This window comes from Emticicia sp. BO119 (assembly GCF_013912375.1).
Taxonomy (GTDB): Bacteria; Bacteroidota; Bacteroidia; order Cytophagales; family Spirosomataceae; genus Emticicia.
Genome location: NZ_JACETV010000001.1, coordinates 1,517,898 through 1,536,206, shown reverse-complemented (window position 1 = coordinate 1,536,206; position 18,309 = coordinate 1,517,898). Strand labels below are relative to the sequence as shown.

Sequence of the window (18,309 nt, the reverse complement as noted above, 5' to 3'; positions counted from 1 at the left end):
TTATGATACGCAATTACCTCACCATCACCCTTAGAAACCTGTTCAAAAACCGGGTTTCTTCTCTCATAAATATAGGCGGCTTAGCTGTTGGTATGGCTGTGGCTGTACTCATGTTGATTTGGGTTCAGAACGAATTAAGTTTTGATACTTATCATATAAAATCAGATAGAATTCGACAAATTATTACGCATAATAAAGTAAACAAGGAAGAAACATGGATTTGGTCAACCACACCTATGTTGTTAGCTGAACAGTTGAAACAACTACCTGAAGCAGAGGAAGTTACACGTACTGTCAGACCTTTCTGGAATGGTGCTCCTATGAAAATTGGAAATAAGTTATCCATTGAAAAGAAAGTGGCCTGTGTTGATAATAACTGGTTTAATGTATTTGATTATGATTTGATTGATGGGGATTTTACAGAGTTTGGCAAAAATCTGAGAAGCATCGCGATGACTGAATCAAAGGCGATTCAATTATTTGGAGACATTAAGGTAAGTGGAAAAATCATCAAAATTGATACACTTGATTATATGGTAAGAGCTGTTTTTAAAGACAACCCTACTAATTCGAGTTTTCAGTATGATTTTCTAATGCCAATGGCGGCTTATTTATCGAATCCTAAAACCTTTGAAAATGATAGCAATTGGGGCAACTTTAATTATGAAACTTTTGTATTGGTCAAGCCTAATGTCAATCTTTCAAAATTAGACCAGAAGATTACCAGAATTCTGCAATTAGCAAGAAAAGACCCCAAAACAGGAAAGATTGAAGACAATGTAACACTTTTAACTGAACCAATTACAGCCATTCATATGGATGGTGTGGACCGTTCTAATGACATACCAAAGGGTGATGCAAAAACTACTTATATCTTCTTAGCACTTGCTTTTATTATTTTGTTTACTGCATGTATCAACTATGTAAATTTAGCGACTGCAAGAGCAAGCCTGAGAGCCAAAGAAGTAAGTGTTAAAAAGATTATCGGGGCTGAATATTCACAGCTTTTTATCCAGTTTATGGTGGAGTCGGTTTTGATGTGTATGGTAGCATTGGGTATAGCCTTATGTTTAGTTTACAGTTTATTACCTTTTTTCAATGAGTTAGCTGATAAACATTTTACTCTTAACCTGACTGATACCACACTTTGGCTTGTGCTTTTAGGTACTACTTTTTTAGCCATACTTTTAACTGGAATTTATCCCGCCATCCTACTTTCCTCCTTTCAGCCAATCCGGGCTTTAAGAGGTTTTAACATTTTGAAATCAAACAATAGTTCATTCCGAAAAACTTTGGTAGTTGTTCAGTTTGTGGTTTCATCTGTTTTTCTGATTGCTACACTGGTGGTATTTCAACAGATAAAATTTATTCAAAATGTAAAATTAGGCTATGAAAAAGCCAATATGTTTGAGTTTTCGATTCCATGGAATATTAAATCTAAAATTGATATTAATACAATAAAAAGCCGTTTACTGACAGAATCAAGCATTGAATCCATAACTACTGCCAGCCAGAATATAGTGGATATCAAAAGTACGCATAGCGGTAGTTTAGACTGGGATGGTCGCCCTGAAGACTTTCAGCCCACAGTCTCTCAATTATCAGTTGAACATAATTATCAGAAAGTTTTTGGATTAAAAATGGCCGCAGGGCACTGGTTTGGAGAAAACAATTTAGCCGATAAAGAAAATGTTGTGCTTAATGAGACAGCAGTAAAAAAATTCGGAATAAAGAAGCCTGTAGGCAAGCGTTTTCACCTTCATGGCCGTAAGGGTATAATTTTAGGCGTTGTCAGAGACTTCCATTTTAAAAGTATGCACGAACAAATAGGCCCTCTGGTAATTTTTAGCGAGGATAACTGGCGGGGTGGAGTATATGTAAAGCCAGTAAAAGGGAAAGAAAAGGAGGCAATTACCTCAACTGAAAAACTATGGGCCGAATTTATTCCAAGCCGCCCATTAGAGTATCATTTTTTAAATGATACTTATGACAGGCTTTACAATACCGAGCAACGCATTGCCACATTATTCAATGCCTTTGCTATAGTTGCCATCTTTGTTTCCTGCTTGGGTTTATTTGGTTTAGCTGCTTTTGCGGCAGAACAACGTACCAAAGAAATTGGTGTCCGCAAGGTTTTAGGAGCCTCTGTAACAAGTATTACCGTCTTGCTTTCAAGTGACTTTTTAAAACTGGTTGGCATTGCCTTTATTGTGGCGTGTCCCCTCTCCTACTATTTTATGAATAAATGGTTGCAGGACTTTGCTTACCATATTAACATCGAATGGTGGTTTTATGCAATTATTGGTGTGTTAATAATTGCAGTGGCGGTTGCTACAGTCGGCTATCAATCTATCAAAGCCGCATTAACAAATCCTGTAAAATCTTTAAAAGCGGAGTAATCACGCTCAGCTCCAAAAGGGGAGTTTAGGAAAAATCTATCTATAATTTAAAACAAGTCCCCCTTTAGGGGTTAGGAGCTTTATGATAATAAACTATTTCAAAATCGCATTAAGAAACCTTTTGAAGTATAAAGGTTATTCAACCATTAATATTCTTGGTTTAGCAACCGGAATGGCTGTAGCCATACTAATTGGGTTATGGGTTTATGATGAATTGTCATTTAACAAATATCATAAAAACTATAACCGTATTGCACAGGTAATGCAAAACCTGACAAATAATGGTGGCGTAAGTACTCAAACGCAAGTCCCTTATCCATTAGCGGAAGAACTCCGTAAAAATTATGGAGCCGATTTCAAACACATTATCCTTTCATCTCAGAACGGCTTTCATACGTTAACGAAAGGTGAAACCATTGTTAACAAAACAGGGACTTTCTTTGAACCAGGCATTGTTGACTTGCTAAGCTTAAATATCATAAAAGGCAATAAAAATGGGCTCAATGAGCCAAATTCTGTTATTTTATCAGAATCATTATCAAAAGTCTTTTTCGGAGAGGCAGACCCGATTGACAAAATCATAAAAATTGATAATGATATGAATGTAAAAGTAACGGCAGTTTATGAAGATTTACCTAAGAATACCTCTTTTGGTGAAGTTGCCTTTATGGCTCCCTGGGAATTATTATATACTAATGCCGGATTGAAATCCATGACAGACCCCTGGAGACCCAACGCCTTTGAGATTTATACACAATTGAATGATAATGCTGATATTGACAAAGTTTCTTTCAAAATAAGAGATGCTAAATTGAAGAAAGTAAATCCGACTTTGGCTAAAAAGAAGCCTGAACTCTTTTTGTTACCTATGAGTCGCTGGCACTTGTATTCTGAATATAAAAATGGAGTAAATACTGGTGGACGTATTCAATATGTATGGCTATTTGGCATCATCAGCATTTTTGTATTGCTATTGGCCTGTATAAATTTCATGAATCTGAGTACCGCCCGTAGTGAAAAACGTGCCAAAGAAGTAGGTATCAGAAAAGCCATTGGTTCTGTCAGGGTTCAGCTAATTTTACAGTTCTTTAGTGAATCCTTATTAGTTGTGATTCTATCATTTACATTGTCTTTGATATTTGTGCAATTGAGCTTGCCGGCATTTAATGAAATTGCTGACAAAAAAATGAATATTTTATGGACAAGCACACCATTCTGGCTGGCTTGTTTAGGATTCTGCGTACTGACAGGTTTTATTGCAGGTAGCTATCCCGCCTTTTATTTATCTTCATTTCAGCCAATTAAAGTCTTAAAAGGTACTTTTAGCGTAGGCCGTTTTGCCTCTATCCCGCGTAAGGTATTGGTAGTAATGCAGTTTTCTGTTTCAGTTACTTTAATCATTGGAACTATTGTTATATTTAAACAGATTCAGTTTGCTAAAAACCGCCCCTTAGGCTATGAAACCAACGGTCTGGTTTCTTTTTATATTGGCACGAATGAGATTCATAAGCATTTTGATGCAATAAAGCGCGATTTAGTAGAATCGGGTGCTATTATAGAAATGGCTGAAAGTAGTAGTCCAACCACAAATGTATGGGGCACTTCGAGCGGATTTGACTGGAGAGGTAAAGATCCTAATATGCCTGTTGATATTGCAATGTGTGGTATATCTTATGACTATGCCAAAACTATAGGCTTGCAATTTAAAGAAGGTCGTAATTTTTCCAGAGATTTTGCATCTGATTCGTCAGGATTAGTACTTAATGAGGCTGCAGTAAAGTTTATGGGACTACAAAATCCTGTTGGCGAAACAATCAAATGGTTTGACAGACCTTATAAGGTAATTGGCGTAGCTAAAAATATAGTCATCCAGTCGCCGTATGAACCTGTGAAACCGGTGGTTTATTTCGCTTTAGGTGAAGCAGGTTCGGTTGTACTTGCCAAAATAAATTCGGCGTCAAGTGCCAAAGAGGCCATTGATAGATTAGAAGCTACCTTTAAGGAATACAATCCTACCCAACCATTTGAATATCAATTTGTTGACGAGGATTACAACAAGAAATTTGCCAACGAAGAACGTATCGGCAAGTTAGCTACCTTCTTTGCCATCTTAGCAATTTTCATCAGTTGTTTAGGTCTATTTGGTTTAGCTTCTTTTGTGGCTGAACAACGCACAAAAGAAATTGGCGTAAGAAAAGTATTAGGGGCTTCAGTGTTTAATTTATGGCGGTTATTATCTAAAGACTTTATAGTATTAGTTCTGATTTCTCTTTTCATTGCCTCTCCTATAGCCTATTATTTCATGAGCCAATGGATTGAGAAATATACTTACCGAACCGATATTTCGTGGTGGATTTTTGCAGCAGCCAGTTTAGGAGCTTTATTAATAACCCTCTTAACTGTAAGTTTTCAGGCTATCAAAGCTGCGCTAATGAATCCGGTAAAGTCATTAAAAACGGAGTAGTTGGAAAATGGAATAAGGAGAAAGGAAAAAGCAATAAAAATCTTTTTCTTTAAGACTCATCTCCTTGTCCCTTTCTGCTTTCTCCCTTACCCCTTTCCTATATGCTTAAAAACTATTTTAAAATCGCACTCAGAAGTCTTTTAAAAAACAGACTTTATAGTATTCTTAATGTAGCAGGATTGAGCGTAGGCTTTGCCGCTGCTTTGATTATCAGTTTCTGGGTAATAAGTGAACTGGAGTTTAATACCTATAATCAAAATTATGATCGATTAGGATTAATACAGAAAAACTTAATATATAACGGAAGCGTTAACACTACAGAATCTAACTCTATTCTGCTTGGTGCAACACTACGAAATGAATACGGACAATATTTTGATGAAGTGGTGGTATCTTCATTTGGGGGTGAACAATCCTTAAAATATAAAGAAGCCTCGGCCATAAAAAGGGGTTATTTTATGGAGAAAGGTGGACACAAAATTCTTGACTTACAAATAATTAAAGGCTCACCGACTTTTCCACTAGACCCAACTTCTATTCTGATAAGTGAAAAAACCGCCTCCGCCCTATTTGGAACAGAAAACCCGGTCAGCAAAATAATCAACTTGAGTTCTAAGGCCAATTTGAAAGTTGTCGGGGTTTATAAAAACTTCCCATTGAATTCAACCTTCAGGAATGTCGATTTCTACGCTGATTTTGAAGCATTTGCCAATATGGAAGAATGGGTAAGAAACTCAAAGACCAGATGGGAGGAACAGTCATTCCCGATTTACATAAAATTAGCTCGCAATACCGATTTTGACGTAGTTTCAAAAACCATTGCAAAGATTTTATTGCCACACACAGATGATAAATCTCAACCAGAAGTATTTATTCATCCGATGTCGAAATGGAGACTTTACCCAGCCTTTGAAAATGGCAAAGCGGTAGGCTCAGGTCTTAATAATATACTGATTTTTGCAGGTATTGGTATTCTGATTCTCTTGTTGGCTATCATTAATTTTGTAAACTTGGTTACAGCCAGAGCTAGCATAAAAGCTAAGGAGATCGGCGTACGAAAGGCCATAGGCTCAAGTCGTAAAGGCATACTACAAATGATTTATGCAGAGGTTGCCTTATTAGTATTTATTGCAGGTATTATAAGCTTATTTTTAGTGCAATTATTTGCAGGCTGGTTTAATACATTGACTGCAATAAAAATTGAATTTAACCTTATAGACACAACTTTTATATTGAAATTTTTCTCTGCTCTTGCAATTATTACATTGTTGGCAGGTATTTACCCTGCTCTCTATTTATCATCTTTCAATCCTATAAAAATATTAAAAGGTTTACGAATTGGCTCTGGTAAAGAAGTTTTGTTAAGGAAAACATTAGTGGTTTTTCAATTTACTATTTCGGTAATGATGCTTGTTTCCATGTTGGTTATAAGTCAACAACTCAAATATGGCATGAATCGCCCGATGGGTTACGATAAAAACCGCCTGATACAAATACAGAAAAACACTCCGGGTTTGAGAGGGCATTTCTGGGCTATGCGTGAACAGTTATTAGCCTCAGGGGCAGTTAAAGAAATGGCAGAAATGAATACACCACTGGCAGAAAACTGGCACAATCAATCTGGAATCAGTTGGCGTGGAAAACCTGAAAATAGTTCAGACAGCTTTGGTGAAGTAATAGTAACACCTGAGTTTGGTAAAACTGTAAACTGGAAAATTTCACAAGGGAGAGACTTTGATCGAAAATTCAAAACAGATACCGCGAGTGTAATTCTGAATAAATCAGCTGCCGAATTGATTGGTTTTAAGAATCCATTGAATGAGTATATCGAATTCAGCGGAAACAGATATGCAATAGTTGGTATTGCCAAGGATATCATTTTTGACTCTCCTTATGATAATGCCAAGCCAACAATCTTCTTTATGAGACTGGCCAATGCTCCATTTATTACTTTAAAATTAACCGAAAATCTATCGGTTAACGAAGCTGTAAGCCGCATTGAAAAAATAGTTAAAAGGTTTGATCCTGAAGCCACTCTTAATATCAAATTTGCAGATTATGAACTTGAATCAAAATTCTGGAGGGAAAAACGTTCATTAGAAATGATAAGTATTTTTAGCTTCACAGCCATTTTTATTTGTTGTCTTGGCCTGTTTGGACTTGCTACTTTTACTGCCGAGCGCAGAACCAAAGAAATTGGTATCAGAAAGGTTTTAGGGGCATCAGTTATTGGCATTACTGGTTTATTATCCAAAGATTTCCTAAAACTCGTTTTAATCGGAATCGTTATAGCTGGTCCAATTGCCTATTATTTTATGAATCAATGGCTGCAAGGCTTTGTCTATCGGATTGATATTGAATGGTGGATATTTGCAGCAGCCGGAGGTCTGTCCATACTGATAGCTTTTATAACCGTTGGCTATCAAAGTATAAAGGCAGCTTTAATGAATCCTGTGAAAAGTTTGAAAACGGAGTAATGAGCCCCATCCCTTGGCCAATAATGGGAAATTTGTGGGGTCAACTATAAATATCTTTTAACTTAAATCTCCCTTTAGGGGTTAGGGGTATGCTTAAAAACTATTTTAAAATCGCATGGCGAAATATTGTTAAGAATCCGTCTTTTATTCTTATCAACGTGGGAGGTCTCACAGTGGGTATCACTTCGTGTCTATTGATGATTATGTTCATCAGGCATGAGCTATCTTATGACCAGTTTCATAGCAAAAAAGACCGCATTGTGCGGGTAATTATGGAGTATAGCTTTGGTGAAAGCGAGCCGACGAAAGGCAATTTTACAAGCACCAAAGTATTACCTTCGTTTAAAAGAAACTTTGCCGAAATAGAAAGTGGGGTGCGAATAGCGGATGTAAACAGAGTAGTTAATTATGGCGAACACCTCTTTAATGAAGAGGGCTTTGTCTTTGCCGATTCTACTTTTTTCAGCGTTTTTGATTTTAAATTATTGCAAGGCAATGCCAGACAGGTTTTAGACAAACCGAAGCAAATAGTAATTACTGCCTCAATGGCAAAGAAATACTTTGGTAATTCAGACCCTGTGGGCAAGACATTGCTAATCAGTAGTGACAGAGAACCCTATCTGGTAACCGGAGTTTCTGTAGACCCGCCCGCTAACTCACAAATAAAATATACATTCGTGGCTTCTCTTTCTTCCTTAGGTCCAGCTCAGGAAGAAACCTATTTCGATGCAAATGATTATACTTATCTACTATTAAAAGATGCCTCTTCTATACCTACCCTCCAAGCCAAAATCAAACCTTTCATGGCTAAGGAAATGGCTAAACAAATTGGTACTTATATTAATTATCAATTAGAACCTTTAACGAGCGTACATCTTTATTCGCCGTATAGTGGTTTTGAAGCCAATAGTGACATCAAATATATTTATATGGTGAGTGGAGTTGCTATATTAGTTTTGCTGATAGCCTGTTTTACTTTTATCAATCTCAGCACTGCCAAGTCTGTGGAACGCTCGAAAGAAGTAGGAATACGCAAAGTAGTAGGGGCAGTTAAAAGACAACTCTTCTGGCAATTTATTAGTGAATCTTCAATCATAACTTTTATTTCATGTTTACTTAGTGTTGCTTTAGTTAGCGCTACTTTGCCTTATTTCAATCAATTAAGCAATAAATCACTGGCTTTTTCTGAAATAAGCTCTCCTGTTATTCTTCTGTCGCTTTTAAGCATTTTATTAATTATTTCACTTCTGGCCGGAAGTTATCCTGCGCTGGTTTTATCTAATTTTAAACCTATCAAAGTATTAAAAGGGGCATTTAAAAACACAACAACGGGTAGTGGTCTCAAGCAATGGCTCATCGTATTCCAGTTTTTCATTTCCATATTTATGATTGCCTGTACCATTGTTATTAATAGTCAACTGCAATTCATTCAAAACAAAAATATGGGGTATAACCGTGAACAGGTGATTGTTGCTGCGATTGACAGCAAGATTGTTGAGAAAATTGATGCCATGAAAAATGAGTTGAAAGAGAACCCTAATATAATTCATATAAGCCAGACCAATTATACTCCTGTAAGTATTCCGGGGGGACATACGATGTTCAGAGGAGACCAGACGGCTGAAAAAGCTATGAATACCCGAGGGAACAAAATAGATGAAGAATATGTAAAAGTAAATGGACTGAAATTGATTGCAGGTGAAGACCTAAACCATCAGGATCTACTTGATGCCTCTCGTGAAAAAGAACCATATTTCCATTTCCTTATCAATGAATCTGCAGCCAGACAATTGGGTTGGAAACCTCAGGAAGCTATAGGTAAAAAGATATTTTTAGGTGATTGGCGTCCCGGAGAGGTAAAAGGTGTATTGAGAGACTTTAATTTTGCTTCCTTACACAATACCATTGAACCATTGGTACTTTATCCAGCGAACTTTGGAAGAACGTTGCTCATCAAATCAAATGCCAATGATATGCAGCAAACTTTAAATCATATTGCCCAAAAATGGAAAATCGTAGCTCCTCATCGTCCATTAGAATATCACTTTTTGGATGATGATTTTCAGAATATGTATGAAGCAGAAAAAAGAATTGGAAAAGTTTTCTCGGTTTTCTCAGCAATTACCATTCTTCTGGCTTGTTTAGGGTTGTTTGGGCTTTCATCTTATGTTATCCGACAACGCATAAAAGAAATAGGAATCCGTAAAATATTAGGCGCATCGATCCAGCAAATAGTTTATACACTTTCAGGTTCGTTTATCAAGTTAGTTTTCATTTCATTCATCATCACGATTCCTCTTGTTTGGTATTTAATGGATATCTGGCTAAAAGATTTCGCCTATCGCATTGAAATAGAATGGTGGATGCCCTGCATTGCAGGAATTTTAGCTATTGTCATCGCTTTTCTAACCATAAGCTATCAATCCATCAAAGCAGCATTAATGAATCCTGTGAAATCATTAAAAACTGATTAGATATAGAAAAGAATACGAAGAATGGAGAAAGTAAAAACCTTGCTACCTTAACCTTGTTCCTTTCTCCATTTTCCATTAACCATTACAAAATCATGATAAGCAATTACTTTAAAATCGCGTTCCGAAACCTTTTGAAACACAAAGGATATTCTTTCATTAATATTTTTGGGTTGGCTACCGGAATGGCTGTGGCTATACTAATTGGCTTATGGGTTTATGATGAATTGAGTTTTAATCAATATCATAAAAACTATAAAAGCATTGCAAAAGTGATGCGTAGCATCAACTTGAATGGTGAGACCTTCAATACCGATTATGTACCTTATGTTTTAAGTGATGAATTGAAAGCAAATTACGGCAGTCAATTCAAAAACCTGGTGGCTGTCTTGCCTTTGGCAGAATACGTATTAGCAAGCGGTGAGGTAAAACTTTCAAGAAAAGGTCAGTTTACAGAAACTCAAGCACCTCAAATGTTTTCTTTGAAAATGTTGAAAGGTTCGTGGGATGGCTTAAAAGACCCACATTCAATCTTATTAGCTGAATCAACAGCCAAGTCCCTCTTTGGTGAGAAAGACCCAATCAATCGGTTGGTAAAAATCAATAATAAAATGGATGTGAAGGTAACAGGTGTTTATGAAGATTTACCATTAAATACCCAACTGACCGAAACCAAGTTTTTTGCCCCTTTCGATTTATACATTGCTCATAATGAATGGATAATGGAACAAGGCTGGACTAATAACTTCGTCAATATCTACACCCAGATTCAAACAAAAGGAGAGATTGACGCTAATGCTTTTGAAACTATTTCGACAAGAGTAAAAGATGCACAAAGCAGACATGAGTCTGGTGCATACAAATCGAATGTATTTTTGCACCCTATGGAAAAATGGCATTTGTATTCAGATTTTAAAAACGGAACAATAGAAAAAGGACCGATGAGATTCGTGTGGTTGGTGGGTAGTATAGGCATTTTTATCTTATTGTTGGCCTGCATCAATTTTATGAATCTGAGTACGGCTCGTAGTGAAAAACGGGCAAAAGAAGTGGGTGTCAGAAAAGCCATAGGTTCATTAAGAAGCCAATTAATTATTCAGTTTTTCAGTGAATCATTCCTAATCGTAATTTTTGCTTTTTTAATAGCACTGTTACTAGCAAGCATGGCTTTACCATTCTTCAATACTATTGCTACCAAACAAATATATATGCCCTGGAATAATCTTTGGTTCTGGCTGGGTTGTAGTTTGTTTATTAGTTTTACGAGTATTATTGCCGGAAGCTATCCTGCTTTTTATCTTTCTTCTTTCCAAACAATTAAGGTCTTAAAAGGCACTTTGCATATCGGGAATTTTGTTTCGTCTCCTCGAAAATTTCTGGTTGTTTTTCAATTTATTGTTTCTATCACACTGATTCTGAATACAATTGTTATTTATCAGCAAATAATTTACTCCAAGAACAGACCCGTTGGTTATACTCCAAACGGGCTTCTGGTAATTGAGAAAAAGACGGAAGATTATAAAGGAAAATACGATTTACTAAGAACTGAACTGAAAAATACCAGAGCAGTGGTAGAAATATCAGAATCTGAGTATAAAGTAACTGAAAACAGGTCAAGTGTAGGTGGATTTTCGTGGAAAGGCAAGAATCCATCAATGCAAGAACAATTCAGTACTTTATGTATTACCCCGGAGTATGGTAAAACCATCGGCTGGCAAATGAAAGAAGGAAGGGATTTTTCAAGAGATTTTAACAGTGATTCGTCTGGTATCATCATTAATGAAGCTGCGGTTAAATATATGGGATTAGAAAATCCTATAGGGCAATTAGTTGAATGGAAGAGAAGAAATAAATTCTTTACAATTATCGGAGTAACCAAAGACATGATAACAAGCTCACCTTATGAAGCTACCATCCCCACTATTTTCACTCTTGAAAAATATCACTATTTCATCAATTTGAGATTGAATCCTGCAATTGCTGCAGCTGAGGCTTTACCTAAAATTGAAGCAGTATTTAAAAAACTTGTTCCATCAGTTCCATTTGAATATGAATTTGCCGATTTGGCCTATAATCAGAAATTTGCCAATGAAGAACGTATAGGGCGATTAGCATTTTTCTTCACCATCTTTGCTATTTTTATTTCATGCCTTGGGCTTTTTGGCTTAGCTTCTTTTATGGCCGAGCAACGCACCAAAGAAATTGGCATCAGAAAAATATTAGGTGCAACTATTCTGGATTTATGGGGTCTATTATCAAAAGATTTTATGATTCTGATATTCCTCTCATTTATCATTTCAACCCCAATTGCTTACTATTTTATGAATAATTGGGTGCAGAAATATAACTATAGAATCGAAATTTCCTGGTGGGTTTTTGTTGCAGCAGGCTTTGGTACATTATTAATAACCTTAATCACAGTCAGCCATCAATCCATCAAAGCAGCATCAATGAATCCTGTGAAATCATTAAAAACTGATTAGATAGAGAACGAAATACGGAGAATGGAGAAAGTAAAAACCTTGCTACCTAAACCTTATTCCTTTCTCCATTTTCTATTAACCTTTACAAAATCATGATAAGCAATTACTTTAAAATCGCATTCCGAAACCTTTTGAAACACAAAGGATATTCTTTTATTAACATTTTTGGGCTGGCCACAGGCATGACTGTTGCCATGCTTATTGGCCTCTGGATGTTTGACGAGTTGTCATACGACAAATATCATAAAAACTATGACCGTATTGCACAGGTAATGCAGCATCAAACCGCTAACGGACAAGTATATTCACAAAACTCTATCCCTTTTCCTTTAGCGAAAGAATTACGAACACAATATGGTGGTAATTTTAAGTACTTGGCCAATTCGTCATGGGTAGGTGACCATATTCTGACAATGGGAGACACAAAACTATCCAGAACAGGTGTTTATATGGATATTGATGCCCCCAGGATATTTTCATTAGAAATGATAAATGGTACTCATGATGGGCTGAAAGATCCAAACTCTATTTTATTATCTGAATCAACTACCAAAGCTTTTTTTGGGGATTCGGATCCTTTAAATAAAACACTTAGAATAGATAGTAAATTAGATGTGAAAGTAACTGGTGTATTTAAGGATTTACCCTATAATACACGCTTTAAAAATCTTACTTTTATCGCTCCATGGGAGTTATATGTGAGTTCGGAAGATTGGGTTAGAAGAGCGCGTGATGAAAACCAATGGGGTAATAATTCCTTTCAGCTATTTGCCCAGATTGCGGATAACACTGATTTTGCTTCTGTTGATAAAAGTATTCTCAATGCAAAATTGAACAGAGTTCCGGAGGATGAGAAGAAATTTAAAGCAGAAATTTATCTGAATCCAATGGCCGACTGGCATCTCAGGTCTAACTGGGAAAACGGGGTTAAATCAGGAGGATTAATTGAGTACGTTTGGCTGTTTGGTGTCGTAGGTATTTTTGTTTTGTTATTGGCTTGTATTAATTTCATGAATCTAAGTACTGCGAGATCTGAAAAAAGAGCCAAAGAAGTGGGAATCCGGAAAGCAATTGGTTCATTGCGTACTCAATTGATAAGTCAATTCTTTAGCGAGTCGTTACTGATTGTATTCTTTGCTTTTATTCTCTCAATAATTTTGGTGTTAATCAGTTTACCCTGGTTTAATACAATTGCAGATAAAAAAATAAGTTTACTTTGGAGTAATCCGTATTTCTGGGTTTTAAATCTACTATTCATTCTCGTTACAGGTTTTATTGCCGGAAGTTATCCTGCCCTCTATTTATCATCTTTCCAACCCGTGAAAGTATTGAAAGGAACTTTTAAAGTTGGACGTTTTGCTTCAATCCCCCGTAAGGTTCTGGTGGTTCTACAATTTACAGTTTCAGTCACTTTAATCATCGGCACTATTATCATCTATTCACAAATACAGTTTACTAAGAATCGTCCGATAGGTTATAATAGAAGTAACTTAATGATGATCCAAAAGAAATCTCCTGATTTTTATGGCAAATTTGATGTATTGCAGAGAGAATTAAAAAATTCAGGGGCAGTTATAGAAATGGCTGAATCTTCAAGTCCATTAACAGGTGTATGGTCAAATAACGGTGGGTTTTACTGGGAAGGGAAAGACCCTAACCTTACGCCCGATTTTGCTACAATATGGGTAACTCATAATTTTGGAAAAACAGTAGGCTGGCAATTTAAAGAAGGGCGAGACTTATCTAAAAATTTTTCTACTGATTCTTCTTCAATAGTTTTAAATGAAGCTGCCATCCGATTTATGGGTATAAAAGATCCTATCGGAAAAATAATCAAGTGGGGTACTGATGAGAAAGACCCCAATTTTAAAATTATCGGTATAATAAAAGATATGGTGATGGAATCTCCTTTTGAACCCGTAAAACAAACAATCTATTTTTTGAGCGACGGCAATTCAAACTGGATAAATCTTAAATTAAATCCTAAGAAAAGCGCAAGTGAGTCAATTGCGGTTATTGAGAAAATATTCAAGAAAATTATCCCAGCTGCCCCATTTGATTACAAATTTGCAGATAGCGAATTTGCGGCTAAGTTCGCTACTGAAGAGCGAATTGGTACTTTAGCAGCTATTTTTGCCTCATTAGCCATATTTATTTCGTGTCTCGGGTTATTTGGGTTAGCATCTTTCATGGCAGAACAACGAACTAAAGAAATTGGTGTAAGAAAAGTATTAGGAGCATCCGTATTTAATTTATGGCAATTATTATCAAAGGATTTTGTACTATTGGTTTGTATTTCTTTAGTGATTGCTACTCCGGTTGCCTATTACTTCATGAATAATTGGTTGCAAAAATATACATACAAAACTGATATATCCTGGTGGATTTTCGTTGTTGCAAGTATAGGTGCAATATTGATTACACTTATAACAGTTAGTTATCAGGCTATAAAAGCTGCATTGGTCAATCCTGTAAGAAGCTTAAAGACGGAATAAGAGAGCTGCCAAAACCTAAAGGAGAGTTTAAGAAATGAAATTTTACATTTTTCTTAAATTCTTCTTTAAGGGTGTTAGGTTTTGTTTTTTATATACTCTTTCGGGCTTTGCCTGAAATATTTTTTAAAGACTTTTGCAAAATAGGCTGGGTCTGAAAAACCAATGGCATACGCAACTTCCGAAATATTTCTTTCTTCAGCTTGTAGCATTGAAGCAGCTGCTTCCATTTTTAAAGTTGTTATAAAGGCATTAGGCGTAATATCGAGTTCTTCTTTAAAGATTCTTTGTAATTGACGTATGCTGATACCTAACTCCGAAGCTAAGTCAGCTGGAGTAATATCATTATCCAATTGCTGTAAGATAAACCGCCTGGTATTTTTAACAAATGCTTTCTCTGAGTTTATCTCTTGTTTTTTTTGTTTGTCTTCTTCAGAAAAAATCAAACCCAGTTTTCTATCAACCTCAACTGACTTAGGCTGTATGTGCCTTAAGTTAGTATTTGATATTGAAAGATATACAATTGCAGGAATAAAGATTAGAATAATTATTAGTGATAATATCCACCAATAATGCCCATACTTTTCATTCAGTTTTTTCCACCATGATAAATGGCCAACTAATTTAGCTTTTGTCCATTTATCCGGATAACCAAAATCCGTATTTCCGGTAATACTTTCATAGCTATAATGTGGAATCGGGTCACCTTCAGACAGCGGTTTAATATCCAGAAATTCATCTGCATCATTAAAACATATATCCATTTTAAAGAATTCCCCTTCAATAGGCACAACCCCTAATGAAGCCCAGGGTAATCTGAATTCTATAATATATTGATTATCAATATCTCTACCATTATTCAGACTTCCCTCATGTGTTGTTTTTACGTCAATCACAAAATTAGCAGTTATTGTATCTTTAGGTACTAACGCTTCATCAACTTGTACTAAAAACCTATCACCTCCTCTGAATACAGTTATATTGCTATTTAAATCAATAATAATCTGATAATCAGAGGCGTCCATTATCTGTCTACTATTATTTTTGGCGTCAATGTATAATTCAATGGCATCGTTAAAAGTCAGGCGTGGGCTTCCACTTTTATCTAATGCCAGATCTGTTAGATGTCTATCCGTAATCTGAAACAACCCATATAAATTTTGTTCATCAAAACCTAAAATATACCTGGCCTGATTGACTGAATATACATTTTTGGCCTTAGATTGAAAAAGCTTTGCCTTTTGCATATCCCAGTCATCAGCCAAGCCATCAATGTCAGGTGTATTATTCAGATAATAAATAGAAGTCTGGGCTTGCAATAGAGTAACAAGCAGCAATAAAATAAAAGAAATAATCAGTTTTTTTTTCAAGAACAGAATTAGAAATTAGGCTTAAGAAATTTAGTGACAAGTAAAATATTTTTTCACAAATTCTATTCTTTTTTTTCTAAAAACCTTCCAGGTTTGTAGATTTGAAATAAAAATTTCAAATCTACAACAAAACATTTATGCAATATAGTTGCAAATGCTTATCTTTGACCAAAAATACCCTGAATGCTTACTGTTTCAAATCTCGCATTTTCATATAAATCCCAAAGAAAATTCAGTTTTCCATCCTTTTCCTGTGCTCAAGGTGATGCCCTTCTGATATTAGGAAATTCAGGCACCGGAAAGACTACCCTTCTACACCTTCTGGCATTATTGCTTCAACCTGAAAGCGGTTCGATTCAGATAAACAATCAGGAGTTTGCAAAATTACAGCCTAAAGCAGCAACAAAAATGCGTGCTTCGCATTTAGGTATCATCTATCAGAAATCTCATTTTGTGAGCTCATTAAGCGTATTAGAGAACCTGATTTTAGCTAATTACCTGGCAGAAAAGCCTCTATCAAAAGAACAGGCTGTACGATTAGCCAAGAGCCTGGGTTTTTATGAACTATTAGACAAAAAGACAACACTTTTAAGTGGTGGGGAGCAACAGAGAGTAAGCATTGCTCGAGCTCTAATGAATAATCCTGACGTAATTCTTGCTGATGAACCAACATCGAATCTTGATGATGAAAATTGTGATAAAGTAATTAACCTTCTTGAAAACCAATCTAAAAGTATTGGTGCGGCATTGGTAATAGTTACACATGACCAGCGTCTGAAAGATAAATTTAGTAATAAAATTATACTGAGTTAAATTAATTGATGGACAAACTCCATCTACAAAACCTTATACGAATACTCAAAAAATGCTACTTAAAATAAGTTGGAAAAATATACTTGACAAAAAACTTAACAGTTTTTTGTGTATCTTATTAATGACGCTTGGCATTGCAATAATTTCTTTATTATTACTTCTGGGCAAACAGTTACAAGATAAATTTACTAAAAACATTAGTGGAATTGATATGGTAATTGGTGCGAAGGGCAGTCCATTACAATTAATTTTGTCAAGTGTTTACCAGATAGACAACCCTACAGGAAATGTATATCTGAGTGATATACAGGAAATTGCACAAAATCCTTTGGTAAAAGAAATGATTCCATTATCAATGGGAGATAATTACCTGGGCTATCGGATTGTTGGTACGAATAAAAAATATTTAGAACATTTTAAAGCAAATATTGAAACGGGTATACTCTTCAAAAAAGACTTAGATGTGATTTTGGGTGCCCAGGTAGCATTAAATACAGACTTAAAGATAGGCGATTCTTTTGCAAGTGCTCACGGATTAGATGCAGCAGGCGAGGTACATGACCACACTAAATATAAAGTTGTAGGTATATTAGCGTTTAACAATTCGGTTATTGATAATCTTGTACTGACGAGCCTGAGTAGTATCTGGAATATTCATGAGCATAATGAAGAAATGGAAAATTCAGAGGATAAAGTGGCCGAACATCCTGAGAATGAAGAAGATGTAGATATGGATAAGCGTGAAATAACAAGTGCTCTGATAAAATTTCGCTCTCCAATGGGCTTAATGAGTATGCCTCGTAATATAAATCAGAATTCGAAACTACAAGCAGCTTTACCTTCTATTGAAGTAAATCGGCTATTTGAATTATTAGGCATTGGTGTTGACGGGCTGCAAATATTAGCCGCAGTTATTATGCTTATATCGGGTATAAGTGTTTTTGTATCTTTGTATAATTCACTAAAAGAACGAAAATATGAGATGGCCTTGATGCTTTCAATGGGTGCAAGCCGAACTCGTTTGTTCTTAATGCTGTTATTAGAGGGAGTCTTATTAGCCTTATTTGGTTTTATGGCTGGAATAGTTTTAAGCCGCATTGGTATCATTCTGATTTCAAATCAGATCAGCAAAAAATTCCATTTTGATGTTAGTCAGATGAGCATCCAGACAGGAGAAATTTATCTTTTTGCGGGCGCATTAGCTATCGGAATTTTAGCCGCTGCCTTACCATCAATTAATATTTATAAATTGAATATTTCGAGAACACTTGCTGAAGAATAATTTATCTCGTAATTTTAAACAATAATTTCATCATTACTCGGTTTAAACGAGGGAAACA

At 35.7% G+C, this 18,309-nt stretch carries 9 protein-coding genes; 8 read left to right on the top strand and 1 reads right to left on the bottom strand.

Features of this window, described 5'->3' with window-relative positions; translation table 11 throughout:
* Positions 1-2 precede the first annotated feature (2 nt).
* The 6 genes from H1R81_RS06570 to H1R81_RS06545 all read left to right on the top strand — a co-directional run bounded on the left by H1R81_RS06570 (position 3) and on the right by H1R81_RS06545 (position 14,789).
* Positions 3-2,399, top strand: coding sequence for an ABC transporter permease (locus tag H1R81_RS06570; protein ID WP_181839862.1), 2,397 nt, complete (start codon positions 3-5; stop codon positions 2,397-2,399).
* Positions 2,400-2,481: 82 nt separating this feature from the next.
* The gene (locus H1R81_RS06565; RefSeq protein ID WP_181839861.1) at positions 2,482-4,863 is read left to right on the top strand and encodes an ABC transporter permease; all 2,382 of its coding nucleotides are present in this window, start codon (positions 2,482-2,484) and stop codon (positions 4,861-4,863) included.
* 101 nt (positions 4,864-4,964) lie between these two features.
* Positions 4,965-7,340: an ABC transporter permease gene (locus tag H1R81_RS06560; protein WP_181839860.1), complete on the top strand. Its 2,376-nt coding sequence runs from the start codon at positions 4,965-4,967 to the stop codon at positions 7,338-7,340.
* A gap of 89 nt (positions 7,341-7,429) precedes the next feature.
* Positions 7,430-9,814: an ABC transporter permease gene (locus tag H1R81_RS06555; protein WP_181839859.1), complete on the top strand. Its 2,385-nt coding sequence runs from the start codon at positions 7,430-7,432 to the stop codon at positions 9,812-9,814.
* Between the two features lie 92 nt (positions 9,815-9,906).
* Positions 9,907-12,294, top strand: coding sequence for an ABC transporter permease (locus tag H1R81_RS06550; protein ID WP_181839858.1), 2,388 nt, complete (start codon positions 9,907-9,909; stop codon positions 12,292-12,294).
* Positions 12,295-12,386: 92 nt separating this feature from the next.
* Entirely contained in the window at positions 12,387-14,789 is a 2,403-nt protein-coding gene (locus H1R81_RS06545; RefSeq protein WP_181839857.1) for an ABC transporter permease, read from the top strand.
* A gap of 74 nt (positions 14,790-14,863) precedes the next feature.
* Here the strand turns inward: H1R81_RS06545 and H1R81_RS06540 are convergent, their stop codons facing one another.
* Positions 14,864-16,156 carry a helix-turn-helix domain-containing protein gene (locus tag H1R81_RS06540; protein WP_181839856.1) on the bottom strand — a complete coding sequence of 431 codons (1,293 nt, stop codon included), beginning with the start codon at positions 16,154-16,156 and terminating at the stop codon, positions 14,864-14,866.
* Between the two features lie 183 nt (positions 16,157-16,339).
* On the opposite strand from H1R81_RS06540, the gene H1R81_RS06535 reads away from it, so the two are divergent.
* Complete coding sequence (locus H1R81_RS06535) at positions 16,340-16,969, top strand: ABC transporter ATP-binding protein (protein ID WP_181839855.1); 630 nt, start codon at positions 16,340-16,342, stop codon at positions 16,967-16,969.
* Positions 16,970-17,021: 52 nt separating this feature from the next.
* Positions 17,022-18,251, top strand: a complete 1,230-nt coding sequence (locus H1R81_RS06530; RefSeq protein WP_181839854.1) for an ABC transporter permease — start codon at positions 17,022-17,024, stop codon at positions 18,249-18,251.
* The last annotated feature ends 58 nt before the right edge of the window (positions 18,252-18,309 follow it).